Annotated in this window: 22 protein-coding genes and 1 riboswitch; of the genes, 6 read left to right on the plus strand and 16 right to left on the minus strand. The window is 71.1% G+C overall.

Annotated features, from left to right (window positions below):
• Nucleotides 1–140 precede the first annotated feature (140 nt).
• From ASE56_RS06970 to ASE56_RS06980, 3 genes are all read right to left on the minus strand, one after another.
• Nucleotides 141–1,541 (minus strand): L,D-transpeptidase family protein, encoded by a 1,401-nt coding sequence (locus ASE56_RS06970; RefSeq protein WP_056226669.1) that lies wholly within the window; start codon nt 1,539–1,541, stop codon nt 141–143.
• A 127-nt stretch (nt 1,542–1,668) separates the two neighbouring features.
• On the minus strand, nt 1,669–3,084 hold the full coding sequence (locus tag ASE56_RS06975) for an FAD-binding oxidoreductase (RefSeq protein WP_081349628.1): 1,416 nt from the start codon (nt 3,082–3,084) through the stop codon (nt 1,669–1,671).
• Nucleotides 3,081–3,467 (minus strand): YrdB family protein, encoded by a 387-nt coding sequence (locus tag ASE56_RS06980; RefSeq protein WP_235556943.1) that lies wholly within the window; start codon nt 3,465–3,467, stop codon nt 3,081–3,083. The genes ASE56_RS06975 and ASE56_RS06980 overlap by 4 nt, the downstream gene beginning before the upstream one ends.
• Before the next feature lie 171 nt (nt 3,468–3,638).
• Nucleotides 3,639–3,724: riboswitch (ZMP/ZTP riboswitch) on the plus strand.
• Between the two features lie 57 nt (nt 3,725–3,781).
• On the opposite strand from ASE56_RS06980, the gene glyA reads away from it, so the two are divergent.
• The 3 genes from glyA to ASE56_RS06995 all read left to right on the plus strand — a co-directional run bounded on the left by glyA (nt 3,782) and on the right by ASE56_RS06995 (nt 6,778).
• Complete coding sequence (gene glyA, locus ASE56_RS06985) at nt 3,782–5,056, plus strand: serine hydroxymethyltransferase (protein ID WP_056226671.1); 1,275 nt, start codon at nt 3,782–3,784, stop codon at nt 5,054–5,056.
• Between the two features lie 267 nt (nt 5,057–5,323).
• Nucleotides 5,324–6,208 (plus strand): bifunctional methylenetetrahydrofolate dehydrogenase/methenyltetrahydrofolate cyclohydrolase, encoded by an 885-nt coding sequence (locus ASE56_RS06990; RefSeq protein ID WP_056226673.1) that lies wholly within the window; start codon nt 5,324–5,326, stop codon nt 6,206–6,208.
• A gap of 90 nt (nt 6,209–6,298) precedes the next feature.
• Complete coding sequence (locus tag ASE56_RS06995; RefSeq protein ID WP_056226675.1) at nt 6,299–6,778, plus strand: hypothetical protein; 480 nt, start codon at nt 6,299–6,301, stop codon at nt 6,776–6,778.
• A gap of 48 nt (nt 6,779–6,826) precedes the next feature.
• Here the strand turns inward: ASE56_RS06995 and ASE56_RS07000 are convergent, their stop codons facing one another.
• From ASE56_RS07000 to hxlB, 3 genes are all read right to left on the minus strand, one after another.
• Entirely contained in the window at nt 6,827–7,558 is a 732-nt protein-coding gene (locus tag ASE56_RS07000; protein ID WP_056226677.1) for a DUF6882 domain-containing protein, read from the minus strand.
• 122 nt (nt 7,559–7,680) lie between these two features.
• The gene (hxlA, locus tag ASE56_RS07005; protein WP_056226679.1) at nt 7,681–8,304 is read right to left on the minus strand and encodes a 3-hexulose-6-phosphate synthase; all 624 of its coding nucleotides are present in this window, start codon (nt 8,302–8,304) and stop codon (nt 7,681–7,683) included.
• 29 nt (nt 8,305–8,333) lie between these two features.
• Nucleotides 8,334–8,906, minus strand: coding sequence for a 6-phospho-3-hexuloisomerase (hxlB, locus tag ASE56_RS07010; protein WP_056226681.1), 573 nt, complete (start codon nt 8,904–8,906; stop codon nt 8,334–8,336).
• A 101-nt stretch (nt 8,907–9,007) separates the two neighbouring features.
• On the opposite strand from hxlB, the gene ASE56_RS07015 reads away from it, so the two are divergent.
• Complete coding sequence (locus ASE56_RS07015; RefSeq protein ID WP_056226683.1) at nt 9,008–9,847, plus strand: helix-turn-helix transcriptional regulator; 840 nt, start codon at nt 9,008–9,010, stop codon at nt 9,845–9,847.
• On the opposite strand, the gene ASE56_RS07020 is transcribed toward ASE56_RS07015, so the two are convergent.
• From ASE56_RS07020 to ASE56_RS07045, 6 genes are all read right to left on the minus strand, one after another.
• Complete coding sequence (locus ASE56_RS07020; protein ID WP_056226685.1) at nt 9,841–10,641, minus strand: HpcH/HpaI aldolase/citrate lyase family protein; 801 nt, start codon at nt 10,639–10,641, stop codon at nt 9,841–9,843. The genes ASE56_RS07015 and ASE56_RS07020 overlap by 7 nt on opposite strands.
• Entirely contained in the window at nt 10,626–11,411 is a 786-nt protein-coding gene (locus ASE56_RS07025; RefSeq protein ID WP_056226687.1) for a fumarylacetoacetate hydrolase family protein, read from the minus strand. Before ASE56_RS07025 ends, ASE56_RS07020 begins: the two co-directional genes overlap by 16 nt.
• 263 nt (nt 11,412–11,674) lie before the next feature.
• A complete protein-coding gene (gene hpaD, locus ASE56_RS07030; RefSeq protein ID WP_056226689.1) occupies nt 11,675–12,823 on the minus strand; it encodes a 3,4-dihydroxyphenylacetate 2,3-dioxygenase in 1,149 nt (382 codons plus the stop codon).
• A gap of 47 nt (nt 12,824–12,870) precedes the next feature.
• Nucleotides 12,871–14,391: a 5-carboxymethyl-2-hydroxymuconate semialdehyde dehydrogenase gene (gene hpaE / locus ASE56_RS07035; RefSeq protein ID WP_056226691.1), complete on the minus strand. Its 1,521-nt coding sequence runs from the start codon at nt 14,389–14,391 to the stop codon at nt 12,871–12,873.
• A 104-nt stretch (nt 14,392–14,495) separates the two neighbouring features.
• The gene (locus tag ASE56_RS07040; protein ID WP_056226693.1) at nt 14,496–15,182 is read right to left on the minus strand and encodes a GntR family transcriptional regulator; all 687 of its coding nucleotides are present in this window, start codon (nt 15,180–15,182) and stop codon (nt 14,496–14,498) included.
• Nucleotides 15,179–16,639: a fumarylacetoacetate hydrolase family protein gene (locus ASE56_RS07045; RefSeq protein WP_056226695.1), complete on the minus strand. Its 1,461-nt coding sequence runs from the start codon at nt 16,637–16,639 to the stop codon at nt 15,179–15,181. The genes ASE56_RS07040 and ASE56_RS07045 overlap by 4 nt, the downstream gene beginning before the upstream one ends.
• A 119-nt stretch (nt 16,640–16,758) precedes the next feature.
• Here ASE56_RS07045 and ASE56_RS07050 point away from each other — a divergent pair, with 119 nt between their 5' ends.
• Complete coding sequence (locus tag ASE56_RS07050; protein ID WP_056226697.1) at nt 16,759–18,141, plus strand: MFS transporter; 1,383 nt, start codon at nt 16,759–16,761, stop codon at nt 18,139–18,141.
• Nucleotides 18,142–18,568: 427 nt separating this feature from the next.
• Here the strand turns inward: ASE56_RS07050 and ASE56_RS07055 are convergent, their stop codons facing one another.
• From ASE56_RS07055 to ASE56_RS07070, 4 genes are all read right to left on the minus strand, one after another.
• On the minus strand, nt 18,569–19,339 hold the full coding sequence (locus tag ASE56_RS07055; RefSeq protein ID WP_200914132.1) for an endonuclease domain-containing protein: 771 nt from the start codon (nt 19,337–19,339) through the stop codon (nt 18,569–18,571).
• Between the two features lie 604 nt (nt 19,340–19,943).
• Complete coding sequence (locus ASE56_RS07060) at nt 19,944–21,413, minus strand: FAD-binding oxidoreductase (protein ID WP_082450343.1); 1,470 nt, start codon at nt 21,411–21,413, stop codon at nt 19,944–19,946.
• Complete coding sequence (locus ASE56_RS07065) at nt 21,410–23,062, minus strand: thiamine pyrophosphate-binding protein (protein WP_056226702.1); 1,653 nt, start codon at nt 23,060–23,062, stop codon at nt 21,410–21,412. Before ASE56_RS07065 ends, ASE56_RS07060 begins: the two co-directional genes overlap by 4 nt.
• A 141-nt stretch (nt 23,063–23,203) precedes the next feature.
• A complete protein-coding gene (locus ASE56_RS07070; protein ID WP_056226704.1) occupies nt 23,204–23,908 on the minus strand; it encodes an IclR family transcriptional regulator in 705 nt (234 codons plus the stop codon).
• Between the two features lie 97 nt (nt 23,909–24,005).
• On the opposite strand from ASE56_RS07070, the gene ASE56_RS07075 reads away from it, so the two are divergent.
• On the plus strand, nt 24,006–25,856 hold the full coding sequence (locus ASE56_RS07075) for an FAD-dependent monooxygenase (RefSeq protein ID WP_056226706.1): 1,851 nt from the start codon (nt 24,006–24,008) through the stop codon (nt 25,854–25,856).
• Nucleotides 25,857–25,914: the final 58 nt, after the last annotated feature.

Genomic DNA, 25,914 nt, shown 5'->3' on the forward strand with positions numbered 1-25,914 from the left:
AGGAAGCGGAGTGTCTGGGCCGGCTTCAGTGCGGAAGTCCTGCGTTCGGTCGCGGCGGGGCGACGCGAGACGCGAGGCGCGCAGGGAGAAAAGCAGAGGGGCGGATGCCGAAGCATCCGCCCCTCTCCAGAAACCCGGGCTCAGTAGTGGACCGAGACCTCGGTACCGCGGTAGGCCCAGTCGTACAGCTCCTTGGCCTGCGGGATGGTCATGTTGATGCAGCCGTGGCTCATCGGCGTGCCGAAGTTGTTGTGCCAGTACGTGCCGTGGAAGCCCTCGTCGCCGTTGAAGTACGCGACCCAGGGGACGTCCTTGGTGCAGTAGTCGTAGCCGGGGACGCAGCCCATGTCCTGCATCGCGGTCTTCCAGCCGATGCGGAAGTTACCGGTGTGGGTGGCGTGATCGCCCGCGCCCGACGAAATCGTGTACGTGCGGTACACCTGGCCGTTCTGCCACAGCGTGGTGGTCTGCGTGCTGAGGTTGACGTCGATGCGGCGCTCGGTCTTGGTGGTGTCGAACGGCGTCTCGGTCACGGGCAGGGCGTAGCGACCGTTGCCCTCGGCGAGCTGCTTCGCGAAAGCTGCGGCCACCCCACTGGTGTCGCCGAGCGCGCGGCCCGTCTGCCCCTCGGTGAGCGCCTTGATGACCTCTCCGCCGGTGTCGACGATCACGTCGGCGTTGACGGCGGCGCGGTCGACCGCGCCCGGGAGGCCCGCGACGGCGGACTGGATCGCGGCCTGATCGGCCGAGATGGCGAAGTCGCCCTTGCCGTCGGGGGTGACCGTGAGCCACGAAGCGGCGGTCGCGCGGTCGACGGGGACGGTGCGCTCCTCGCCGACGTAGAAGCCGACCGAATCCAGGATGCCGTTGAGCGTGGCGACAGCGGCGCCGGCCTCGTCGGTGGAGACGGGGGCGTCGACGGGCACGAGGCTCGCGGTGACGGTCGCGGTGCTCTGGCCCGCGTCGAACGCGGACTGGAGGGCCGCTGTCACGGCGGCGACGTCGATGCCCTCGCCGGCTTCGGCGGGGGTGGCGACGTACGCCTGCGAGCCCGCGTCGTACGCGATGGAGGCGTCGACGGGCGCGCGGTAGGTGCCGGGGGCGCGGTTCTTCAGGGCGGTGGCGGCCTCGTCGGCGTTCACCTGCACCTGCACGCCGGTGCCCTCGGGGAACCACGAAGCGGGCTTCCACATGGGGTTGTCGGCGAAGGCCTTATCGGCGAGGGCGGCGGCGTCGACGGTCGCGCCGAGGTCGGCTCCCGTGACGGTGACAGCGCCGGCGGGGGAGTCGACGGTGATCGCGGTCTCGGCCAGGCGGTTCGAGATCGCCTGGGCGGCGGCGCCGGCGGTCAGGCCGCCGATCTGCACGCCCGCGACCGATGCACCCGGTGCGATCAGCACGAGGGAGGCGGCGATGAGAGCCACGGCCGTCGCGCCGGCGGGGATGCCGATCCAGAGGCCGGAACGGTTCTTGCGCTTCGTCGGCTCGGGCGGTGCCCAGGCGTAGGTCGCGCCGTCGGTGCCAGGTGCGCCGTCGGTCATAAGTGAAACCCCCCGATAGTCAGTCTTCCTATGCTACGAGCGGATGTTGCGCGTACACCGTGACCAATATCACGGTCTGATCACGTCGGTGGCGCGACGCGGCCGGAACGGCCGCGCAACGCACGGCTCAGGGGGTGAAGACCTTGCCCGGATTCAGGATGCCGAGCGGGTCGAAGACCCGGGCGATGTCGCGCTGCAGAGTCCACTGGTCGTCGCCGAGCTCATCGGCGAGCCAGCGCCGCTTGAGCACGCCGATCCCGTGCTCTCCGGTGAGGGTGCCGCCCAGCGCCAGTGCCGCGCGGAAGAGTTCCTCCGCCGCCTCCCACACGATCGGCGGCACCTCGGGCCCCTCGAAAACGAAGTTGGGGTGCAGGTTGCCGTCGCCCGCGTGGGCGACCGCGGGGATGACGAGGCCGAACTCGCGCTCGATCCGCGCAATCTCGTCGAACATGTCGGGCAGGGCGCTGCGCGGCACCGCCACGTCTTCGATGAGGGTCGTGCCGAGGGTCTCCATCGCGGGATGCATCGCGCGGCGGACGGCCAGCAGCGCCTCGCCCTCCGCTGCATCGGCGGCGACGGTCACCGTGCCTCCGGCGGCGCGCAGCACCTCGGCGACCGCGCGCGCCTCGTCGACGGCGACGGGTCCGTCGGTCTGCACGGTCAGCTGGGCGGCGCCGGCGACGGGGGCCGGCAGCGACAGCAGGCGGTGCACGGCCGCGAGGCTCGTGGCATCCATCAGCTCCATGATCGCGGGCTGGATACCGGATGCCGTGACCGCGGCCGACGCCACGGCGGCGGCCCGCACGCCCTCGAACAGGGCCGTGAGGGTCACGCGCTCGCCCTCGACGAGGCGACGGAGCTTGAGCGTCGCGCCGACGACGACACCGAGCGTGCCCTCCGACCCGATGACCAGGGAGGTCAGGTCGAGGCCGGTCACGCCCTTGACACTGCGGTGACCGAGGTGGAGGAGGCGCCCGTCGGCGAGCACCAGGTCGACACCGAGCACCGCGTCGCGCACCACGCCGTACTTCGCGCACAGCAGGCCGCCCGCGCCGGTGGCGATGTTGCCGCCGACGGTCGAGATGGCCCGGCTCGCGGGATCCGGCGCCCACCACACCCCGTGCGGTTCGAGCTGTGCGTTGAGATCGGCGTTCAGGATGCCGGGTTCGACGACGGCCAGCAGATCGTCGGGGCGCACCTCGAGCATGCGGTCCATGCCGCGCAGCGACAGGCTGATCTCGCCGCCGCCGGTGTTCGCGCCTCCGGCGAGGCCGGTGCCCGCTCCGCGCGGGACCACCGGGGTGCGGGTGGCCGTGGCGACGCGCATGACCGCTTGGACATCGGCGATGGATCCCGCGTGCACGACCGCGAGGGGGAGTCCCTCGGCGGCGTGGCCCGACTTGTCGGCCCGCGCGGCGTCGAGGGCCGCGGGCGAGGTGTCGACGCGCTCGCCGAGCTCGGCCCGCAGAAGCTCGAGCGTGCGGTCAGCCGCCGCCCGGGAGCGCGCGGACGGCGCGGAATCCGCCGTCCCGTCGGGCGTCATGCCAGGCGCCGGCGGCCGTTCAGAGCGCCTAGGACGACGGCGACGATCGCGAAGATGAGGCCGACCCAGGCCTGACCCATGCTCCACCAGGCCACCGTGGCGGCGGCGTAGACGAACAGTTCGACGAGGGCGCGCACGAACGGGTGCACGGCGAGAACGGCGCGCGGCGAGACGAAGAGCGCCCACACCAGGATCGCCAGGGCCGGGGCGCCGATGCCGGCCACGATGTTCCAGGGGAACGGCCAGGCCAGGAAGCCCCAGACCGCGAGGGTCACGAAGGCGAACAGGCCGCAGACGACGCTGCCGATCTCCCACGCCGACGGCCGGGGGCGCATGCCGGGAGCGAGAGGCGCCTGGGCGCGGACGTTGCGGGAGTCGGTCACCCCGCCATTTTACGCGGGCCTCGGGCCGCGGCATCCGCGATCCCTCGGCGTCGAGCCGACGGCGGCGCGATCGAGGCCCGGCCGAAGGGACCGGACCCCGGTGGGGCGGAACCTGTGGAGGAACGGTGGATGCCACGACGCGTGGGGCCGCGGGGGGTTTACCCGCTAAAGTGGCACCGTCGCGACTGGCGTTGAGGTGGGGAACCACCGGGGAGCGACCGCTTGACGGTATTCGACCGCACGCCTGGGTCGATGCGGTATCTACGCGGGCTCGCCGAGCCCGCGGCATCCGGAACCATCGTCAAGGAGATCGCATGACCGATCCGTACTTCAACGCCCCCCTCTCCGAGGTCGACCCCGAGATCGCCGAGGTCCTCGAGCGCGAACTCAACCGCCAGCGCGGCTTCCTCGAGATGATCGCGTCCGAGAACTTCGTCCCCGTCTCGGTGCTGCAGTCGCAGGGCTCGGTGCTGACCAACAAGTACGCCGAGGGCTACCCCGGTCGTCGCTACTACGGCGGCTGCGAAGAGGTCGACGTCGCCGAGTCGCTCGCCATCGAGCGCGCCAAGCAGCTGTTCGGCGCCGAGTTCGCCAACGTTCAGCCCCACTCGGGCGCCTCGGCCAACGCCGCGGTGCTGCACGCGATCGCCCGCCCCGGTGACACGCTGCTGGGCCTCGCCCTCGACCAGGGCGGTCACCTGACCCACGGCATGAAGATCAACTTCTCTGGCCGTCTGTACGACATCGTCGCCTACGGCGTCGACCCCGAGACCAGCATCATCGACATGGACGAGGTGCGCCGCCTCGCCCTCGAGCACAAGCCGAAGGTCATCATCGCCGGCTGGTCGGCCTACCCCCGCCAGCTCGACTTCGCCGCCTTCCGCGCGATCGCCGACGAGGTGGGCGCCCTGCTGTGGGTCGACATGGCGCACTTCGCCGGTCTCGTCGCCGCGGGCGTGCACCCCTCGCCGATCCCGCACGCGCACGTCGTCTCGACCACCGTGCACAAGACGATCGGCGGCCCGCGCTCGGGCCTCATCCTCACCAACGACGCCGACCTGGCCAAGAAGATCAACACCGCGGTCTTCCCCGGCCAGCAGGGCGGCCCGCTCATGCACGTCATCGCCGCGAAGGCGACGGCGTTCAAGCTCGCGATGACGCCCGAGTTCACAGAACGCCAGGAGCGCACCCTGCGCGGAGCCTCGATCCTCGCCGACCGCCTCACCCAGGACGACGTGAAGAACGCCGGCATCGCCGTGCGCTCGGGCGGCACCGACGTGCACCTCGTGCTCGTCGACCTGCGCGAGGCCGAGATCGACGGCAAGCAGGCCGAAGACCTGCTGCACGACATCCACATCACTGTCAACCGCAACGCGGTGCCGAACGACCCGCGTCCGCCGATGGTGACCTCGGGTCTGCGCATCGGCACGCCGGCGCTCGCGACCCGCGGCTTCGGCGACGCGGAGTTCACCGAGGTGGCCGACATCATCGCGCTCGCGCTGATCCCCGGCGCCGACGTCGAGGCCCTGCGCGCGCGCGTCGCGACCCTCGCCGACGCCTTCCCGCTGTACCCCGACCTGCAGCAGTGACCCCCGGCCGGGGCGGGGCTGCTGCGGCGGCCCCGTCCCGGTGGGCGGCCGCTCTTCGCGCGACGCCGGGTGCCGGCATCCGGCCCCCGCTTCCCGCCGCGCAGCCCGCGCGTCGCATTCGCGCGGCGCCCAGCCGCGACAAACGCTCTTTCTTCCGAAACACGGTGCGAGGCGGCGCGTCTCGACAGGATCGGCGTTTATCGCCGAGGGGTTGCGGGGCGGCGACTTCGCGACACCATGAACGACAGACACAGAACGAGGGATGCCATGACGGCGACGATTCTCGACGGTAAGGCCGCGTCGGCGGCGATCAAGGCGGAGCTCACCGAGCGCGTCGCGGCCCTGCGCGAACGCGGCATCGTGCCGGGCATCGCCACCGTGCTCGTGGGCGCCGACCCCGCTTCGCAGCTGTACGTCGGTATGAAGCACAAGCAGTCCGAGGCGATCGGCATGAACTCGATCCAGGTCGAGCTGCCCGCCGAGGCCACACAGGAAGAGGTCGAGGCCGTCATCGACCGGCTCAACGCCGATCCCGCCTGCCACGGCTACATCGTGCAGCTGCCGCTGCCGAAGCACATCGACACCGATCGCGTCCTGGAGCGCATCGATCCGGCGAAGGATGCCGACGGCCTGCACCCCACGAACCTCGGTCGTCTGGTGCTCAACGTCAACGCCCCGATCCACACGCCCCTGCCGTGCACGCCGCGCGGGGTCATCGAGCTGCTGCTTCGCAACGACTACGACCTGAAGGGCAAAGAGGTCGTCGTCGTCGGCCGCGGCGTCACGATCGGCCGCTCGATCGGGCTGCTGCTGACCCGCCGCGAGATCAACGCCACCGTGACCCTCACCCACACCGGCACCGCCGACCTGGCGAAGCACCTGCGGGAGGCCGACGTGATCGTCGCCGCCGCGGGCGTGAAACACATCGTGCGCGCGGAGGATGTCAAGCCCGGCGCGGCCGTCCTCGACGTGGGTGTCACGCGCGAGACCGACCCCGAGACCGGTAAGTCGCGCGTGTACGGCGACGTGCACCCCGACGTCGCCGACGTGGCCGGCTTCGTCTCGCCGAACCCCGGCGGTGTCGGACCCATGACCGTGGCCCTGCTGATGACCAACGTCGTCGAGGCGGCGGAGCGCGCCACCACCCCCTGACGGTGAACCACGCCATGCCGCCGGTTGAACAGACGGAGCGTCGCACGCAATGGGGAGGCGCGAGCGCGTGCGACGTGGCAAGGTTTTCTCATGACTGAGTCCGTGCTGAACGACCTCCTCCGCCGCGTCACCGAGAGCGGCCTGCTCGAAGACGCCCAGATCGACGAAGACAGCGTCATCGGTTCCGGACACCTGGATGCCGCCGGCGTCGAGGTGGAGGTCGACCTCGACCCCGAGATCGACGAAGAAGAAGCCCCCGACCTCGACGCGATCATGAGCAACCTCAAGGACGTGCTCTCGGTCGGCGAGGAGCGCTGGCGCGCCATCGTCGAAGAGATCTCGAGCGACATCGAGGACGCCCTCGATGACGACGAGCTCGATGCCGACGTCGACCTGCGCACCGACCTCGAAGCGATCGGCGTGGGCGTGTTCGCCGACGCGATCATCGTGGTCTTCGCCGGTCAGACCTCGTTCCCCGACGCTCTCGTGCACGTGCAGCTCACGCCCGAGCTCGAGGTCGAGGACATCGAGATCATCGGCGACGACGACGAAGACGACGACGAGGACTGACTCCCGTTCGAAAGGGTCGCGCCGCATCAGCGCGGCCCTTTCGCGTTCTCAGGCGGTGCCGCCGAGGGAGGCCTTCATCGACGTGATCCGCGCCTGCTCGTCGAAGTCGAAGGTGACCGAGCCGGACGAGTCGGATAGGACGGCGCCCGAGAACGCCTCGTCGGTCCACGTCATGGTCCACCCGGCCAAGCGCGCGAGGTTCCACACGGCTCCGCGCGGATCGGCGGGCGTCGTGGTCGACAGGATGCGTGGCATCCGGATCATCGCTTCGGCGACGGTCAGCGCGGGCAACGGGGCATCGAGAAGCAGCACCGCGCGCGTGCCGGATTCACCCGAGGGTGCGGAGTAGTACGCCGAGCGGCCGGTGATGTCGACGGCCGCTCCGGCGATCTCGTGCGACACCTGCGCGATCCAGTCGGCGTCGCCCGGGGCATCCGCGGGGAACGGAACCTCGGGTGAGGTGAGCTCGGCGATCCCATGGGTTTCGCCGTAGGCGCGCAGCTGCGCGGCCACCCCCTGATCGCCGCCTCCCGCGGGGTGCGCCCACCCCCACAGGACGGAGCGGGGACCGGGGGCGATCGACGCGATGAGGTGCGCGCGGCAGACGAATCGGCGGGTCGGGTCGGTGGTCGACGAGAACGCGAACGTCCCCGTCGCGAGGTCGACGTCCCATCGGTGGTCGCCGAGCTCCTCAGCCGCCTGGCCCAGTGCGTCCTGGCGGAGGGCGGTGAAGAACGAGGCGCGATCGGCGAGAGCCCGGAGAGTCGGATAAGTCGTCACCGCTCCACGCTAGACCGGTCGCTCGGAATCGCACGGACGAAACGAGGACCGGCCGTCGACACGACGACGGGCCGGGCGAACCATCGCCCAGCCCGTCGTCGAGTCGAAGATGTCGTCGGCGCTCAGACGATCGCGGCGCGCAGCTCCGCGGCGGCGGCGCCCACATCGGGGGCGCTGTAGATGGCGCTGCCGGCGACGGCGACCTGGGCGCCCGCCTTCTGCACGTCGGCGATGCTCGACGCGTTGACGCCCCCGGCGACCGAGAACGGCACGCCCGAGGCTTCTCCGTCGCGCAACAGCGTGGCGAAGGTGAAGCCCTCCTCGGCCTGCTCGTCGAGCCCGGCGTGCATCTCGACGAACTCGACGCCGAGGGCGATGACCTCCTTCGCGCGGGCCGGCTTGTCGGCGACCCCGATGAGGTCGACGACGACGCCCTTGCCGTGCTTCTTGGCGGCGGTGACGGCGCCGACGATCGTGCTGTCTCCGGCGCTGCCGAGCACCGTCACGAGGTCGGCGCCGGCGCCGAAGGCGATGTCGGCCTCGAGCTCGCCGGCATCCATCGTCTTCAGATCGGCGAAGACGATCTTGTCGGGGTGCGCCTTCTTGATCGCGGTGATGGCCGACAGGCCCTCGCTCTTGATGAGCGGGGTGCCGAGCTCGAGGATGTCGACGTGCGGGGCCGCGGCGGCGGCGAGGTCGAGGGCGGCCTCGGTGGAGAGGGTGTCCATGGCGAACTGCAGCTTCATTCGGGGGTCCTGACTGTCGGGGTGGAGGGTCATTCGAGGTTCGCGTGGCGGGGCCACAGGTCGTCGGCCGAGAGGCCCGAGCGCTGCCAGAGCGCGTCGAACATCGCGTCGCCGACGAGCACGACGGCCTGCTCGAACAGGCCGCCGGCGTATTGGGTGGAAGCCTTGCCCGAGCGATCGAGCTTCGTCGCGGCGGGGACCACGACGAGGGCGTCCGCCGCCTGCCCGAGGGGCGAGTCGGGAGCGGTGGTGATCGCCACGATGCGGGCGCCGACCTCGGTGGCCGTCTCGATGGCGCGGACGATCGCGGTCGTCGTTCCCGAGCCGCTGGCGGTGAGCAGCACATCCCCGGCGCGGATCGCGGGGGCGGTGGTCTCGCCGACGACGTGCACGGCGAGGCCGAGGTGCATGAGGCGCATCGCGGTCATCTGCAGCGCGAGGCCCGAGCGGCCGGCGCCGAGGATGAACACGCGGTCGGCGCCGGCCAGCACCTCGAGCACGTCGTCCGCGCCGTCACCGGTCGCGAGGCGATCGACGACGGAGGTCAGCTCACCCGCGATGCGGGAGAGGGATGCCGCGATGCCGGCGTCGGGGGAAGTCATGGCTCCATGCTTCGCCCGGGGAGCGGGGCGCGTGGCCGGTCGACGGCACAGGTTCACCTACCCGATCGGGTAGGTGCTCCTCGTGGGCTAGGTTGGGGCGGGTGAACCCGTCCGCCGAGTTGTCGTCCCCCGCGTCTCGCGCCCTCGTCATCGAGCACGAACGCATCGTCGCCGAGCAGGCCGACCGCCACGCCGTGACGCTCGAATCGGTGCTGGCGATCCTGCGCTCCACGCGCCTCGACGACCGGGCGGCACGCGCCCTGGCCGTGGAGACCGCGGCGGCCGCCCTCGTCGTGCTGCGGACGTCGACCGATCAACAGCGCAGCGCCCTGCTCGAGCCCGTCGCCGGGGCCTTCGCCCGGTTGCGCACCGACCTTCGCCCGCTCGTTCGACACGGCGACCTCGACGTGCAGTTCGTCGAACCGCCGGCGACCGGGCGCGCCCTCCCCGGCGAAGTCGCCCACGAGGCGCGGGCGATCGTCCGCAGCGCCGTCCTCGCCCTGCTCGATCGGGGCGCTCCGCACCGCGTGCGCATCCAATGGGATTGCGACGGGCTCAACCTGCTGATCGGCATCCGCGACGACGGAGCAGGCACCCTCACCGCTCACGACGACTCGCTGGGACCGATCGTCGAGCGGGTCAGCGCACTCAACGGGGCGTTCGACGTCGCCTCGACCCCCGGGTGGGGGTCGGAGCTCTCGGTCGTCCTGCCGCTCGATCCGCCGCCGCGTCCCGACTTCCTCGACGAAGCGGTCGATCTCAGCCCCCGCGAGAGCGAGGTGCTCAGCCTGGTCGTGGCCGGCTCACGCAACCGCGCGATCGCCGAACGCCTCGGCATCAGCGAGAACACCGCGAAGTTCCACGTGTCGAATCTGCTGCGCAAAGCCGGCGTCTCCACGCGGGCCGAGCTCGCGGCCCTCGGGACGGCGCGCGCTCAGTAGCTGTCGCGCTGCTCCGCGCGGGCGGTGACGAACCGCGCCGCCAGTGCCTCCGACGCGCGGGCGAGCAGCGCCACATCGGCGCCGACCGCGACGAAATCCGCGCCGGCGTCGAGGTAGGCCTCGGCCACCGCGGGGTCGAAGGCGTTCACGCCGACGGGGGTCCCGGCATCCGCCGCTGCGGCGAACACGCGATGCACCGCCGCCACGACATCGGGGTGCGACTGCTGCCCGAGCAGGCCCATCGAGGCCGAGAGGTCGCTGGGGCCGACGAAGACGGCATCCACTCCCTCGACCGCGGCGATCGCGGCCGCGTTGTCGACGCCTGCCGTCGTCTCGATCTGCACCGTGAGCGAGACGTGCTCGGCGGCGTCGGCGAGGTAGCCGTCGACCCGGTTCCAGCGCGCGCTGCGGGCGAGGGCGCTGCCGACCCCGCGCACGCCCTGCGGCGGGTACCGCGTGGCGGCGACCGCGGCGCGGGCCTCGTCGGCGGTCGAGACCATCGGCACGATGAGGTTCTGCGCGCCCAGATCGAGCACCCGCTTGATGGTCACGGGGTCGTTCCACGGCACGCGCACGACCGGGGTGACCGGATAGGCGGCGGCCACCTGCAGCTGAGTCAGCACCGACTCGAGCGAGGTCGCGGAGTGCTCCATGTCGAGCAACAGCCAGTCGAGGCCCGAGCCCGCGGCGATCTCGGTGATCGTGGCGTTTCCCGAGCACACCCACATGCCCGCGAGGGGGCGATCGGATGCCGCGAGGGCGGCCCGGAAAGTCGGGGTCAGACGAAGCGGCACGAGATCGTTCCCATCGGTCCGTAATCGCACAGCACGTCGTCGCCCTGCGACACCCACATCGGGCGCGTGAACGATCCTGCCAGGATGATCTCTCCCGCCTCCAGGCGCGCGCCGTGCTGGTGGAACTTGTTCGCGAGCCACGCCACCCCGGTCGCCGGGTGGCCGAGGACGCCCGCGGCGACGCCGGTCTCTTCGATCTCGCCGTTGCGGCTCAGCACGCCCGGGACCCACCGCAAGTCGATCTCGTCGGGACGCTTGCGCACGTCGCCGAGCACCATCGCCCCGTAGGCGGCGTTGTCGCTGATCGTGTCGACGATCGTGCGGCCCTCGAGCTCGATGTGCGAGTTGAGCACCTCGAGCGCGGGCACGGCGTAGTCGATCGCGGCGAGGGCGTCGTCGAGCGTGCAGTCGGGACCCTCGAGCGGGGTCTTCAGCACGAACGCGAGTTCGACCTCGATGCGCACGTTCGAGAACAGGGCGACCGGGATCTCGTCTCCCGAGCGGTAGACCGTGTCATCGAACATCACGCCGTAGTCGGGCTCGGTGATGCCCGTCGCCTGCTGCATCGCCTTCGACGTCAGGCCGATCTTGCGCCCGACGAGGGTGCGACCGGCGGCGATCTGCGTATCGCGCCAGCGGCCTTGGATCGCGTAGGAGTCTTCGACCACGGCATCCGGATACCTCGCCGTGATCCGCGGGATCACCGCGTGCGCGCGATCGGCCTCGGCGAGCTGGGCCGCGATGGCGTCGATCTGTGCGTCGGTGAGCATGGGGTCTCCTTGGTTGGTCTCACGAACCTCGTCCCACTTCTGGTGGAGCGTGTCCCAGATTCGTCTGGCTGAGGGGTGTCCAACCAGCCGAAAGTGGGACATGGGTGGGCTGGACGGCCTGCGGCTGTGCACGCGTCCCACTTTTGGTGGAGCGTGTCCCGAATTTGGCTGGGTGAGAGGGGCTCAGACCGCCATAAGTGGGACATGGGGGCGGGTGCTGGCTGGGGCGCTGGCGCTGGCTGGGGCGCTGGCGGGCTGGCGGCTCAGAGCTGGTTGCCCAGCTTGAACTCGCCCGATCCGACCTCTTCGGGGGCGCGGGTGTAGCTGAAGCCGTCGGCGCCGATGGTCACGGCCATCTCGCTCGAGTCGGTGCGGGCGCGCACCGGCTGCGGGTTGCCGTCGAGGTCGAGCACGAGCGAGCCCTCGGTGTACCACGACGGCACGACGGGGTTGCCCCACCAGTCGCGGCGCTGGTTGTCGTGGACGTCCCAGGTGATGACGGGGTTGTCGGGGTCGCCGGTGTAGTAGTCCTGCGTGTAGACCTCGACGCGGTGCCCGTCGGGGTCGCGCAGGTACAGGTAGAACGCGTTCGAGACGCCGTGGCGACCGGGGCCGCGTTCGATGGCATCCGATCGACGAAGGGCGCCGAGCTTGTCGCAGATCGCGAGGATGTTGTGCTTCTCGTGCGTCGCGAAGCACACGTGGTGCATGCGGGGGCCGTCGCCGCCCGTCATGGCGGTGTCGTGCACGGTGGGCTTGCGGCGCATCCAGGCCGCGTAGACGGTGCCCTCTTCGTCCTGGATGTCCTCGGTCACGCGAAAGCCGAGCGACTGCATGAAGTTCACCGCGCGCGGCACGTCGGGGGTGATCTGGTTGAAGTGGTCGAGACGCACGAGCTCGCCGGGGGAGTGCAGGTCGTAGCGCCACGACAGGCGCTCCTGGTGCTCGGTGTCGAAGAAGAACTCGTACGGGAAGCCGAGGGGATCGACCACGCGCACCGAGTCGCCGATGCCCTTCGTGAAGCCGTTCGGCTCGCGGCGCACGTCGCAGCCGAGCTCCTCGTAGAACGCGACGGCCTTGTCGAGGTCGTCGGCGCTGCGCACGCGGTACGAGAACGTCGCGACGGCCGCGACCGGCCCCTGACGCAGCACCAGGTTGTGGTGGATGAACTCCTCGGTCGAGCGGAGGTAGATCGCCTCGTCGTTCTCTTCGGTGATGTGCAGGCCGAGGACGTCGACGTAGAAGACACGGGATGCCGCGAGGTCGGTCACCACGAGCTCCATGTACGCGCAGCGCAGGATGTCGGGCGCGGGTGAGGTGGGCGTGGGGATGGGGTTGTCCGACTGGATCGGTGCCTCTTCGGTCACCCAGAACCCGGAGGAGGTCTTCTGTTCTTCGGTGTGTTTTGCCATGGTTCGCGTCCTTGCGTGTGTGTCGGCGGCTCGGGGGTCGGGCGGGCTCAGTGCGCCTGCGCCTTGCCGAAGGTGGGGTTGTGGGCGCCGCCGAGCGTGATGTGCACGGCCTGCTGGTCGGTGTAGAAGTCGATCGAGCGGTAGCCGCCCTCGTGGCCCAGGCCCGAGGCCTTCACGCCGCCGAAGGGGGTGCGCAGGTCGCGGACGTTGTTGGAGTTCAGCCACACCATGCCGGCCTCGACGTTCTGCGCGAACAGGTGCGCGCGCGTGAGGTCGTTGGTCCAGACGTAGGCGGCCAGGCCGTACTTCGTGTTGTTGGCCAGTGCGAGGGCCTCGTCATCGGTGTCGAAGGGGGTGATCGCGACGACGGGGCCGAAGATCTCCTCCTGGAAGATGCGCGCGTCGGGCGCCACGTCGGCGAAGACCGTGGGGCGCACGAAGTTGCCCTCCTCGAAGCCCTCGGGGCGGCCGCCGCCGGCGACCAGGCGTCCCTCGGTCTTGCCGAGCTCGACGTACGACATGACCTTGGCGTAGTGCTCGGGGTGCACGAGGGCGCCGACCTCGGTGTCGGGGTCGTCGGGGAAGCCGACCTTCACGCGGTCGGCCTGAGCGGCGTAGCGCTCGACGAACTCGTCGTAGACCGAGCGCTCCACGAGGATGCGGCTGCCCGCGGTGCAGCGCTCGCCGTTGAGCGAGAAGACGCCGAAGATGGTCGCGTCGATCGCGGCGTCGAGGTCGGCGTCGGCGAAGACGATCGCCGGGCTCTTGCCGCCCAGCTCCATCGAGAGGCCCTTGAGGAAGGGCGCCGAGTTGGCGAAGATCAGCTGGCCCGTCGAGCTCTCACCGGTGAACGAGATCAGCGGCACCTCGGGGTGCTTCACGAGCGCGTCGCCGGCGTCTTCACCGAGGCCGTTGACGAGGTTGAACACGCCCTCGGGCAGGCCCGCCTCTTCGAAGATCCCGGCCCACAGCGACGCCGACAGGGGCGTGAACTCGGCGGGCTTGAGGACCACGGTGTTGCCGGTGGCGAGGGCGGGGCCGAGCTTCCACGACTCGAGCATGAAGGGGGTGTTCCACGGCGTGATGAGGCCCGCGACACCGATCGGCTTGCGGTTGACGTAGTTGAGCTGACGGCCCGGCACCTTGAAGGCGTCGTCGGTCTGGGCCACGATCAGGTCGGCGAAGAAGCGGAAGTTCTCGGCCGCGCGCCGGGCCTGACCGAGCGCCTGCGTGATCGGCAGGCCCGAGTCGAACGACTCGAGCTCGGCGAGGCGCTCGTCGCGGGACTCGACGATGTCGGCGATGCGGTGCAGCACGCGCGAGCGCTCGCGCGCCAGCATCCGGGGCCAGGGTCCCTCGGTGAAGGCCTTGCGTGCGGCCGCGACGGCGAGGTCGATGTCGGCCTTCTTGCCGGCGGCGGCCTGCAGGTAGGTCTGGTTGGTCACCGGGTCGAGCACGTCGAAGGTGTCGCCGTCGACCGAGTCGACGAACCGGCCGCCGATGTAGTGCTGGATGAGCTCGGGCAGATCGGCCGGGATCCGGCGGGCGGTGGTGAGCGGGGTGGTCATGGGTGCTCCTTCGGTGAAGAGGGGTGGATGCCGGGTGGCAGGCGATCCGCGACGGCGATGTCGTCGGGGCGCGGGGTCATGGCATCCGGAAGGGTCTTTCGAGGTCAGAAAGCGGGGAGGCCGAGCACTTCGTCGGGGTGCTCGTGGATCATGTAGGCGTCGAGGGTGGCTGAGCGGTGTCGGCGCGAGACCTTCTCGATCTCGGCCAGGGGAGCGCCGTTCTCGATGAGGACGAGGATGTTCTCGTGCTCGCGCACCGACTCCGCGGCACGGCCCGGCACGAAGCTGAACGTGGAATCGCGCAGGTGCCCGAGGCGCGCCCACTCGGCCTGCACGAGCTCGAGCATGCGCGGGTTGGCGCACTTCTCGAACAGGATCGCGTGGAACTCCTGGTTGAGCGCGGTGAAGGCACGCGGGTCGAAGTGCTCGAGCGTCTCGACCATCAGCTCGTTGACCTGGCGGGCACGGCGCACGTCGTCGGCGGTGAGCGCGCGCGCCGACAGGGCCGTCGCGGCCCCCTCGAGCAGACTGAGGGCCTGCATGCTGAAGCGGTAGGCGGTGTCGTCGACCATCGACACGCGCGCGCCGACGTTGCGCTCGAACATCACCAGGCCCTCGGCCTCGAGCTGGCGGATCGCCTCGCGCACCGGCACGACGCTCATGTCGAGTTCGCCGGCGATCGAGCCGAGCACCAGGCGGTAGCCGGGGGTGAAGTCCTGCGAGGCGATGCGCTGCTTGATCCAGTGGTACGCCTGCTGCGACTTGCTCCTGCTGGCGGTGACGTCGCTCATCGGGTGGTCTCGCTCTCGTACCGGGCGCGCCATTCCGCGTTCATCGGGAACAGCCCCTCGATCGGGTGACCGGATGCCACCTGACCGGCGATCCACGCGTCTTCGGTCTCTTGCGCGAGGGCGGCGTCGACCACCTCTTCGGCGATCGCGGGCGGGATGACGATCACGCCGTCGCCGTCGCCCACGAGGATGTCGCCGGGCTCGACGGTGGTACCGCCGCAGCCGACGGCCACGTCGGTCTCCCACGGCACGTGACGGCGACCCAGGACGGCCGGGTGCGGGCCCGCGGTGAAGACGGGGATGCCCACCGCGGCCACGGCCTCGGCGTCGCGGACCCCGCCATCGGTGACGATCGCCGCGGCCTTCCGGGCGTGCGCGCGGATCGCGAGGATGTCGCCGAGCGTGCCCGATCCGGTCTCGCCGCGTGCCTCGATGACGATGACCTCGCCCTCGCCGACCGCGTCGAACGCGCGCTTCTGGGCGTTCTGTCCGCCGCCGTGCGAGGCGAAGAGGTCTTCGCGGTGCGGGACGAAGCGCAGCGTCCGCGCCGTGCCGACGAAGCGACTGCCGGGGGTGAGCGGGTGCACGCCGTCGATGGTGACGTCATTGAGGCCGCGCTTGCGCAGCTGCCCGCTGAGGGCGGCGACCGGGACGCGCGAGAGCTTGTCGCGCAGGGCGGGGGAGAGGACGGGGGCCGGAGGGGTGAGCCCGGCCGCCTCGGCCGAGCCCCACGCCTCGGTGCGCTGGGTGTCGTCGACCGCGGGGAGCGAGCCGATCGCGGGGTCGAAAGACTGCGCGCCCTGGGTCACGGTCGTGCGGAGCCGGCCGGTCGAGTGAGCGCCGGCACCCACCTGCACGTCCACCACATCTCCGGGCACGACCACCGACGAGCCGGCCGGCGTGCCGGTGAGGATCACGTCGCCGGTCTCGAGGGTGAAGTGCTGCGAAAGGTCGGCGACGATCTGGGCGAGCGGGAAGATGAGGCCCGCCGTCGAGTCGTCTTGCACGAGGTCGCCGTTCACCCAGGTGCGCAGGCGCAGGGCGGTGGGATCGACCTCGCGGGCGTCGATGAGCGCGGGACCGAGCGGGGTGTAGCCGTCGCCGCCTTTGGAGCGGACGTTCGAGCCCTTGTCGTTCGCGCGGAGGTCGTACAGGCCGAAGTCGTTCGCGGCGGTGACGGATGCCACGTGCGACCACGCGGCATCCGGGGTCACCCACCGCGCGGGCTCGCCGATGACGAGCGCGATCTCCCCCTCGAAGGCGAGGAGTTCGGTGCCGGCCGGGCGGACGATCTCGGCGCCGGACGCGGCGAGCGAGCTCGACGGCTTGAAGAAGTACGACGGGGCGGCGGGGCGGCGTCCGCGCTGATCGGCGCGCGAGGCGTAGGAGAGGTGGACGGCCACGATCTTGCCGGGGCGCGCACCGAGGGCGGTGAACCGGGGGTCGGTGTCGGTCATGGATGCTCCCTTGCGTCGTATTCGAAATCGTATACGATGACCAACGCCCCAGCAACACCACGCCTCGTCGCCGACGACGACGTCCCGGGGTTTGACGATGACGTCTCGAAGGAGTCCCCATGTCCCGCTCTCAGCCGCAGGGCTTCACGCCCACCGGCACCATCTCCACCCCGAAGGACCGCCGCCGCGTGGTCTTCGCCACCGTTGTCGGCACCACCGTCGAGTGGTACGACTTCTTCCTCTACGCCTCGGCCGCCGGTCTCGTGTTCGGCCAGCTGTTCTTCGCGCCCGCCGGCCCCGGGATCGCGCAGATCCTGTCATTCCTCACGGTGGGTCTGAGCTTCCTGTTCCGTCCGCTCGGCGCCTTCCTCGCCGGGCACCTCGGCGACAAATACGGTCGCCGCGTCGTGCTCATGCTGACGCTCATCATGATGGGCGCCTCGACCACGCTCATCGGCGTGCTGCCGACCTATGAGGTCATCGGCGTCGCCGCCCCCGTGCTGCTCATCCTCCTGCGCGTGCTGCAGGGCATCTCGGCCGGTGGCGAGTGGGGTGGCGCAGTGCTCATGGCCGTCGAGCATGCGCCGAAGACCAAGCGCAGCCTCTTCGGCGCTTCGCCGCAGCTCGGCGTTCCCCTCGGCCTGCTGCTCGCGAGCGGCATGCTCGCGCTCATGGCGCTGATCGCCCCGGGTGACGCCTTCCTCGCGTGGGGCTGGCGCGTGCCGTTCCTGCTGTCGTTCGTGCTGATCCTGGTCGGCTACTACGTGCGCAAGAAGGTCGAGGAGAGCCCGGTGTTCGTCGAGCTCGCCGAGCGCAAGGAGCAGACCCGGATGCCGATCGTGCAGCTGTTCCGCAAGCACTCGCTGCTCGTGATTATCGCCGCGTTCGTCTTCGCCGGCAACAACGCCGTGGGCTACATGACCACCGGCGGCTACATCCAGCGCTACGCGACCAACCCCGACGGCCCTCTGGGGCTCGCGACCGCCGACGTGCTCGGCGCCGTGACGCTCTCGGCCGTGACGTGGCTGATCTTCACGTGGCTCGGCGGGTGGCTCGGCGACAAGATCGGGCGCCGCAACACCTACATCATCGGCTGGATCTCGATGCTCGTCGCGATCATGGCGCTGTTCCCGCTGGTCAACTCCGGCAGCATCGTGCTGCTGGCAGTCGGCCTCATGCTGCTCACCGTCGGCCTCGGCCTGACCTACGGGCCCCAGGCGGCGCTGTACGCCGAGCTGTTCCCGGCATCCATCCGCTTCTCGGGGGTGTCGATCGCCTACGCCATCGGCGCGATCCTGGGTGGCGCCTTCGCCCCGACGATCGCGACGGCGCTCGTCGACGCGACGGGGACGACCGTGTCGGTCACGGTGTACCTGGCGATCATGGCCGTGCTCGGTCTCGTCGCGACGCTGCTGCTGCGCGACCGCAGCGGCATCCCGTTGGGTCCTGATCACGAGGCCGAGCAGGAGGTGAGCCCAGTCCGCGGGCTGTCCAAGGTCTGACCCGATCGAACGGCCCTGTCGCGCTCCGGCGCGGTGGGGCCGTTCGGCGTTGCGCGGCGCGCGGTTCAGGGCCGCGGCCGGCTCAGCGGCCCGGCGGGCTTATTTGCCTGAGATGGTCGGTGTTGCCCGGGCCGGCTGGCCGTTCGAGGCAAGTGAGCCCTCGGCCTGTCGGTTGGTTTGCCTCAGATGGTCGGTGATGCTCGGGCCGGCGGCCATTCGAGGCAAGTGAGCGTTTGGCCTGTCGATTGGTTGCCTGAGGTGGGCGGTGTTGCCCGGGCCGGCGGCCATTCGAGGCAAATGAACGCGGGGCCCGTCGATTCACTTGCCCTGGATGGTCGGTCGGTGTTGCTCGGGCCGGCGGCCCATCGAGGCACGTGAGCGGATGCCGTGGCTCGCACAGCGTGGGGCGCCCGGCCGACGGCGCGCGTCAACCGCGGCGCGGTCCGCGGGAGAGCGCCGCGCGCGCCCTCTTCACGAACTCCTTCCGGTGCTGCGCGAGGTCGGACGCGGTCACGCGAATGATGCGCCATCCGAGGTCGGCGAGCATCTCGTAGCGCCGGATGTCGCGTGCCCACTGCCGCGGGTCCGTGAGGTGCTGCTCGCCTTCGTACTCGAAGCCCACCTTGCGCTCCGGAAACGCGAGGTCGACGAGGGCTACGACCTCGCGCTCGACGACCACGGGGTGATTCAGCGACGGTTCGGGCAGGCCCGCGGCCAGAAGCAGGAGTCTGGTCTGGGTCTCTTTCCTCGACCGTGAGCGAGTACGCACCAGGGGAAGTGCTGCGCGCAGCGAAGCGGCACCCCGCCGCCGCCCCGCCTCGAGAGCTGCCGTGAGCTCGGCGATCGTCGCGAGCGCTGGTGGGTCATCGGAGCGCATGGGCTCGCGCACCAATGCATCGCCGAGCGCGACCAGGTCGTCCCGCTGCAGCAGGGCGCCCATCATGGCCCAGGTCGTTGCGGGGCTCGTCACCCGCAGCCCGCTCACGGGTTCGATGCGGACACTGCCCATCCCCTCGGTGAGCGAGATGCCGCGCACTCCGCGCGCCCTGCCTGCGCGAGCGGGCAGGAGCACTCCGACATCGAGGGGACGCTCGACGAGCCGGTCCGGTCCGTCGCGGAGGTGGAAAACCGATGAGGGCAGCGGCGCGCCCCACGCCACGGCCGCGGCGACCAGACAGAAGAACTCGCACTCCCGCATGCGTGCGGCGTAGGCGGCTGACCGTCGTCGAACGGATGTCTCGAACGCATCGTCCGGCCGAGCAGAGCGCGTCCGTACTCCGTGGAAAGGAGAGGAGAGGTCGGCAGCCCGAAGCCGACTTCGCGGCACCCCGAGATTCCTCGCCGCAGAGACCGAGAAGGACTCGGGTAGCTCGACGGGAAGGGGAGCAGCTCTCACCCCCGAAACATCGCACACCGCGCATGGCCGTCGGCGCGGCATCCGCGATCTGTGGATAACAGGGCGGGTCTCCGGCGCAACGCGCCGTCTGCCCGGGGGGTCGTTTTCCTCAGATGGTGGTTCGGTCCCGCTTCATGCCGACCACCTGCGGCAAGCGACATCTCTCGCCCACGTCGTTTGCCTGACATGGTCGCCGCGTGCGCATGGGGTCGACCATTTGCGGCAAGCGAGAATTTTGTCGCCTGCGTCATATGCCTCATATGGTCGCCGCGTGCGCGTGGGGTCGACCATTTGCGGTAAACGAGTGCCCGGGGCCCAGCGTCGCGCGCGTCGCCTTCCGTCCCGCGTGCGCGACGGAGACCACCCGCGCCGATGGCCCAGCATCCCGGCCAGCCCGGGCCGGACCTCAGATCGAGCGGTCGGGCGTCAGGATGCCGCGCGGGTCCAGCGCGGCCTTGATAGCCCGCTGCACGTCGAGAGCCACGGCATCCTGCTGCCAGGGGAGTTCGTGGCGTTTGACCGACCCGATGCCGTGCTCGCCCGAGATGGTGCCGCCGAGTGAGAGGGCGAGGCGCGTGATGTCGTCGATCACGAGCTCGGCCGCGGCGTACTCCTTGGGGCTCTCGCCCGCCTCGACCGTCGGGTGCAGGTTGCCGTCGCCCGCGTGCGCGACCACGGCGATGCGGCGGCCGTGGCGCTCGGCCAGCTCGCCGATGCCGCGGAACACCGTCGCCAGTTGCGCGACCGGCACGCCGACGTCGCACGACACCCGCAGTCCCTGCGCGGTGAGCGCGGGGTTCGCCAGGCGACGGGCTTCGAGCAGGCTGTCGGAGTCGCTGATCTCGGTCTCCGCGGCGCCGTGCTCACGGCAGAGCGCGGCGATGGCCTCGGCGGTGTCGAGCGCTGCAAAACCGACGGTCTGACCAACCAGCATGGCCGCGCCGGGCGAGGGGAGGCCGCTCGGGTGGAACGCCTCGATGATCTCGACGCTGCGCGCATCGAGCAGCTCGAGCACCTCGGGGGCGGCCGGGCCCGACACGATCGCGGTGACCGCGCGGCCGGCGTCTTCGATGTCGTCGAAGCTCGCACGGAAGGTGCGGGGCTGCCCGGGCAGCACGGGCTTGAGGCGCACGGTCGCAGCGGTGATCACGCCGAGCGTGCCCTCCGACCCCGTGAACAGGCTGGTGAGGTCGTAGCCGGTGGTGTTCTTACGTGTGCGCGCGCCGGTGCGCATCACGCGGCCGTCGGCGAGCACGATCTCGAGGGCCGCCACGACGTCGGTGGTCACGCCGTGGGCGACGCAGCGCAGGCCCCCGGCGTTCGTGGAGATGTTGCCGCCGATCGTCGACCACTGCGCGCTCGCCGGGTCGGGCGGGAAGAACAGGCCGTGCGCGAGGGCGGCGGCATCGAGATCCGCCGTGATCACCCCCGCCTCGACGTCGGCGAGACGGTTGTCGACGTCGATGTCGATGATGCGGTTCATGGCCTCGAGCGAGACGACCAGACCGCCGGCGTACGCCACGGCCCCGCCGGAGAGCCCGGTGCCCGCTCCGCGGACGGAGACCCGGATGCCGCGGGCGTGCGCCCACGCGAGAGCCGTCGACACGTCGCCGGTCGAGGTCGCCCGCACGACGGCGAGGGGCAGCCCCTCGGGTTGCGCGCGCGAACTGTCGACGGCGTAGGCGGCGAGGCTGTCCACGTCGGTGAGGAGGCGGTCGCCGAGGGCGGTGCGGAGGTCGCCGAGGGTGTCGGTCGGGGTGTCCGCGGCGGACGCGGTCGAGGCGTCGTGCCCTACGCAGGCAGCACCCGTGGGCCTGTGTCCGGCGGCGCCCGCGAAGCCCGGTACGGGACCGGCCCCCGCCGCGGACTCGTTCACGAGTTCACCTTGATGATCTCGCGCTGGTACGGCGCGATGACGGTGCCGCTGATGCGCAGGTCGAGCAGCAGGAAGGGCCGCTCGGCGGGGTCGCGGCGGGTCCACTCCGCCAGCGCCTCGAGATCGGCGACCTCGCGTACCACCACGCCCTCGGCGCCGAAGCCGCGGGCGACCGCGGCGAAGTCGACCTCGGGGATGAGCATCGGCTCGCGGGCGAGGCCCTTCAGGCCGTAGAGGTTGATCTCGGCGCCGTAGGCGGCGTCGTTCCACACCACCGCGATGCCGTGGCCGGCGGCCGTGCGCACGGCGCTCTCGAGGTCGGCGATCGCCATGAGGCCACCGCCGTCGCCGGTGGTGAGAACGACCGTCGCGTCGGGGCGGGCGGCGATCGCTCCCGCGACCGAGGGGAAGCCGAGGCCGATCGACTGGTACGCGGTGCCGACCATCATCACGCGGTCGGGGGAGGCGACGGGCCAGTACATGTTCGACCAGCCGAGGAAGTGTCCGCCGTCCGAGACGACGACACGGTCCTCGGGCAGCAGCTCACCGATCCGTGCGGCGGCGGAGCGGGGGTCGAGTCGGCCATCCGGCGCGAGGCCCTCGCCCGCCTCCTGCTCGCGCAGCGGGGCGGCGTCGACGCGATCGCGCCAGCCTGACGACATCGCGCCGCGGGAGCGCAGGCGGCTGGTGATCTCCTCGGCCGCCACCGCGGCATCCGCCCGCACGAATCCCCCCACCTGGGCGTGGGTCGCGGTGGTCGCCACGTCGACCTGGAAGACATCGGTGCCCGGGGCGAAGAGCTCGCCGAAGCGCATCGTGAACTGGTTGAGCCCCGCGCCGAAGACCACGGCGACGTCGGCTTCGCGCACGAGCTCCATCGCTCCCGCGGCGCCGAATCCGCCCGTGACGCCGAGGTCGTGCTCGGACGCGGGGAAGATGCCCCGGCCGAGGGCGGTGGATGCCGTGATCGCCCCGGTCGTCTCGGCGAGGCGCCCGAGCGCGGGGCCGGCGTCGGCGAGCCAGGCTCCGCGGCCGGCGAGTAGGAACGGCCGCTCGGCTCCGGCGAGGGCATCGGCGATGCGGTCGAGCGCGGCACTCGCCGAGGGGCCCTGCGGGGCCAGGGGAGCGGGGATCGTCACGGTCCCGGCATCCGTCAGCTCTCCGGCCTCGCGGGTGACCACGTCGTAGGGGATCGCCAGCACCACGGGGACGCGATACGTCAGCGCGTGCTCGAGCGCGATGAGCACGGTGGCCGAGGCGTCGCGGTCGCCGACGGTGTAGGTGCGCACGCCCACGGCCGAGGCGAGCGCGACCTGGTCGACGCCCCACGGGCGCGGGCCCGAGGTGGGCTCGTCGCCGACCACGAGCAGCAGGGGGATGCGCGCCTGCGCCGACTCGGCCAGAGCGGTCAGGGTGTTGGTGAAGCCGGCGCCGTAGGTGGCGGTGGCGGCGGCGATGCGACCCGACGCGCGATAGTGCGCGTCGGCGGCGACGACCCCGCCGGCCTCGTGCCGCATCGCCGTGAAGACGGCGTCGGTGTGCCGGTGCAGGGCGTCGAGGAAGTACGCATTGCCGTTGCCCATCACGCCGAAGACGTGGTCGAGGTGGCGGCCGAGGGTGTGGGCGACGTGCGCGGAGACGATGGGCATGCGGAAGCCTTTCGCGAAACAGGAACGGGAATGAGCCGTATGTGTCTCGCGCGGGTCTCGCGCTACGTGCCCCTTTTTCGAGCAGCGACGCACGACCTCGTGCGCCTGACGGGAGCGATCATATACGATCGCGCGGCCGACCTACAGCGCCCCCCGGATCGCGGATGCCGCCGCCTCGAGCCGCACCGCGATCGCGGCGTCGTCGAGATCGGTCGACACGTGCACGGCGGCGACCGCCGCGGGCTCGCGGCCCTGCACCTGCAGGGGGACCGCCACCGCGCGGAGCGTCGGGATCACCTCGTCGTGACTGCGCGCCCAGCCGCGCTCCGCGGCATCCGCCACCTCCGACGCCAACCGCGCGTCGACGTCGTCGGGCCACCGACGCGGCGGGAGCTGCGCGAGGATCGCCCGACCGGGAGCGCCTCGGGTGACCGGATGCCGCGACCCGGGCCGCTGCGCCACCGCGGTCACCGTGTGCCGGGGTTCGACGCTCGCGAGGGTCACGCATTCGTCGTGGTCGAGCACGACGAGGAAGCACGTCATGCCCAGGTCGTTCGCGGCTGCGGTGAGCTCGGGGAGGGCCTCGGCCTGCAGGTCGGCGGCGACGCCCGCGGCCAGGGCGGCCAGGCCCGTGCCGAGGCGCACCGCTCCCGCCGCGTCGCGGGTGACGAGGCCGTGGTGTTCGAGCGTGCGCAGCAGTCGGTAGGCCACGGAGCGGTGCAGGTCGACGCGCCCCGCGAGCTCGTCGATCGTGAGCGGAGTGCGGGCGTCGGCGAGGGTTTCGAGGAGGCGGATGCCGCGACTCAGCGTCTGCGAGGCGGGGGAGGAGTCTTGCCGCGGCGTCATGGCTCGGCTAACCTCTCGTTCGATAGCGGAACGCTGAGTTCGAATATAGAACACACCGTCTCGCGGGGCAACCTCGACATCGACGTCAGGAGAAACGATGCAGTTCCACCACCACGGCTACGTCTCGGGCGATCCGCGCGTGCAGAACGCCGCGGGCACCGGCCTCGACCGGCCCGAGCGCCTGCCCGACGAGGTCGACGTGCTGATCGTGGGCTCCGGACCCGCCGGCATGCTGCTGGCCGCGCAGATGTCGCAATTCCCCCAGCTCACCACGCGCCTCATCGAGAAGCGCGAGGGGCGTCTGCCGCTGGGTCAGGCCGACGGCATCCAGCCCCGCAGCGTCGAGACGTTCCAGGCGTTCGGCTTCGCCGACCGCATCACCGCTGAGGCGTACAACATCGGCTGGATGAATTTCTGGGCGCCCGACCCCGAGGATCCCGCCAAGATCGTGCGCACGACCCGCACCGAGGACTACGGCTTCAAGATCAGCGAGTTCCCGCACCTCATCGTGAACCAGGCCCGCGTGCTCGACTACTTCGCCGAGGCCGCGGCCGACGGCCCCGCGCGCATCCGCCCTGACTACGGCGTGGAGTTCCTCGGCCTCGAGGTCGGTGAGGGGGAGTACCCCGTTGAGGTGCGCGTCCGCACGGACGAAGGGGAGCGCACGATCCACGCGAAGTACGTCGCCGGATGCGACGGTGCCCGCAGCGGCGTGCGCCAGGCGATCGGCCGCACCCACGTCGGCGCTGCGGCCCGTCACGCGTGGGGAGTGATGGACGTGCTCGTCGAGACCGACTTCCCCGACTGGCGCATCAAGTGCGCGATCAACGCCGCGGCGGGGAACATCCTGCACATCCCGCGCGAGGGCGGCTATCTCAGCCGCATGTACATCGACCTCGGCGAGGTCGCGGCCGACGACGACCACCGCGTGCGTCAGACCCCGATCGAGGAGGTCATCCGGCGGGCCAACGAGATCCTGCACCCCTACTCGATCGACGTGAAGCAGGTCGCGTGGCACAGCGTGTACGAGGTGGGGCATCGGGTGACCGACCGGTTCGTCGACGACCTCGACGCCCCGCGCGTCTTCCTCGCCGGCGATGCCTGCCACACCCACAGCGCCAAGGCCGGGCAGGGTATGAACGTGTCGATGCAGGACGGCTTCAACCTCGGCTGGAAGCTCGGACACGTGCTCACCGGCCTGGCCTCCGCCGACCTCCTGCGCACCTACGACGACGAGCGCCGCCCCGTCGCCCAGCAGCTCATCGATTTCGACCGCGAGTGGTCGTCGCTCATGGCGCGCAAGCCCGGCGAGATCACCGACCCCGCGGAGCTGTCGACCTACTACCTGGCCACGGCCGAGTTCCCCTCGGGCTTCATGACGCACTACGGCCCCTCAGCGATCACCGCCGACGCGCCCGCTCAGGAGTTGGCATCCGGATTCCCCGTCGGCAAGCGCTTCAAGAGCGTCGAGGTCGTGCGGGTGTGCGACGGCAACCCCGTGCACCTCGGTCACCACGCCACGGCCGACGGGCGCTGGCGCGTGTACGCCTTCGCGGATGCCGAGGGCTCGGCGCTGCGCGAATGGGCGGCGGCGGCGCGCGAGATCGTCGAGCGCTTCACCCCCGAGGGTGCCGACCTCGACGCGGTGTTCGATGTGAAGGCGGTGTACCCGGGTCGTTGGGAAGACGTGGTCGACGTGCCGGAGCTGTTCCGCCCGCGCTCGGGTCCGCTCGGCCTGACCGACGGGGAGAAGGTCTTCGCCGCCGCGCCCTCGGCCTGGACGAGCGCCGACATCTTCGCCGAGCGCGAGATCGCCGCCGAGGGAGCCGTCGTGGTCGTGCGCCCCGATCAGTACGTCGCCCACGTCCTGCCGCTGACCGATCCGGCCGGCCTGGAGCGCTTCTTCGCCGGGGTGATCGCGCAGCCGGCGGAGGCGGCCGCGCGCTGACGGGGGGCGACGTGCGCCCGGGGAGGGCTGGCCACGGCGGCGAGCACGCCACCCCCTT

Origin of the sequence: Microbacterium sp. Leaf203 (genome assembly GCF_001421275.1) — a bacterium.
In the GTDB taxonomy this organism is placed as follows: Bacteria; Actinomycetota; Actinomycetes; order Actinomycetales; family Microbacteriaceae; genus Microbacterium; species Microbacterium testaceum_A.

What these genes read in the sequence shown, in the direction of transcription:
- glyA (WP_056226671.1), top strand. Translation starts at nt 3,782, where the DNA reads ATGACCGATCCGTACTTCAACGCCCCCCTCTCCGAGGTCGACCCCGAG.
- ASE56_RS07075 (WP_056226706.1), top strand. Translation starts at nt 24,006, where the DNA reads ATGCAGTTCCACCACCACGGCTACGTCTCGGGCGATCCGCGCGTGCAG.
- hxlB (WP_056226681.1), bottom strand. Translation starts at nt 8,906, where the DNA reads ATGACTTCCCCCGACGCCGGCATCGCGGCATCCCTCTCCCGCATCGCG.
- ASE56_RS07055 (WP_200914132.1), bottom strand. Translation starts at nt 19,339, where the DNA reads ATGCGGGAGTGCGAGTTCTTCTGTCTGGTCGCCGCGGCCGTGGCGTGG.
- ASE56_RS06975 (WP_081349628.1), bottom strand. Translation starts at nt 3,084, where the DNA reads ATGACGCCCGACGGGACGGCGGATTCCGCGCCGTCCGCGCGCTCCCGG.
- ASE56_RS07065 (WP_056226702.1), bottom strand. Translation starts at nt 23,062, where the DNA reads ATGCCCATCGTCTCCGCGCACGTCGCCCACACCCTCGGCCGCCACCTC.
- ASE56_RS07040 (WP_056226693.1), bottom strand. Translation starts at nt 15,182, where the DNA reads ATGAGCGACGTCACCGCCAGCAGGAGCAAGTCGCAGCAGGCGTACCAC.
- ASE56_RS06990 (WP_056226673.1), top strand. Translation starts at nt 5,324, where the DNA reads ATGACGGCGACGATTCTCGACGGTAAGGCCGCGTCGGCGGCGATCAAG.
- hxlA (WP_056226679.1), bottom strand. Translation starts at nt 8,304, where the DNA reads ATGAAGCTGCAGTTCGCCATGGACACCCTCTCCACCGAGGCCGCCCTC.
- ASE56_RS06995 (WP_056226675.1), top strand. Translation starts at nt 6,299, where the DNA reads ATGACTGAGTCCGTGCTGAACGACCTCCTCCGCCGCGTCACCGAGAGC.
- ASE56_RS07025 (WP_056226687.1), bottom strand. Translation starts at nt 11,411, where the DNA reads ATGCTCACCGACGCACAGATCGACGCCATCGCGGCCCAGCTCGCCGAG.
- hpaE (WP_056226691.1), bottom strand. Translation starts at nt 14,391, where the DNA reads ATGACCACCCCGCTCACCACCGCCCGCCGGATCCCGGCCGATCTGCCC.
- ASE56_RS07045 (WP_056226695.1), bottom strand. Translation starts at nt 16,639, where the DNA reads ATGACCGACACCGACCCCCGGTTCACCGCCCTCGGTGCGCGCCCCGGC.
- ASE56_RS06970 (WP_056226669.1), bottom strand. Translation starts at nt 1,541, where the DNA reads ATGACCGACGGCGCACCTGGCACCGACGGCGCGACCTACGCCTGGGCA.
- ASE56_RS07050 (WP_056226697.1), top strand. Translation starts at nt 16,759, where the DNA reads ATGTCCCGCTCTCAGCCGCAGGGCTTCACGCCCACCGGCACCATCTCC.
- hpaD (WP_056226689.1), bottom strand. Translation starts at nt 12,823, where the DNA reads ATGGCAAAACACACCGAAGAACAGAAGACCTCCTCCGGGTTCTGGGTG.
- ASE56_RS07070 (WP_056226704.1), bottom strand. Translation starts at nt 23,908, where the DNA reads ATGACGCCGCGGCAAGACTCCTCCCCCGCCTCGCAGACGCTGAGTCGC.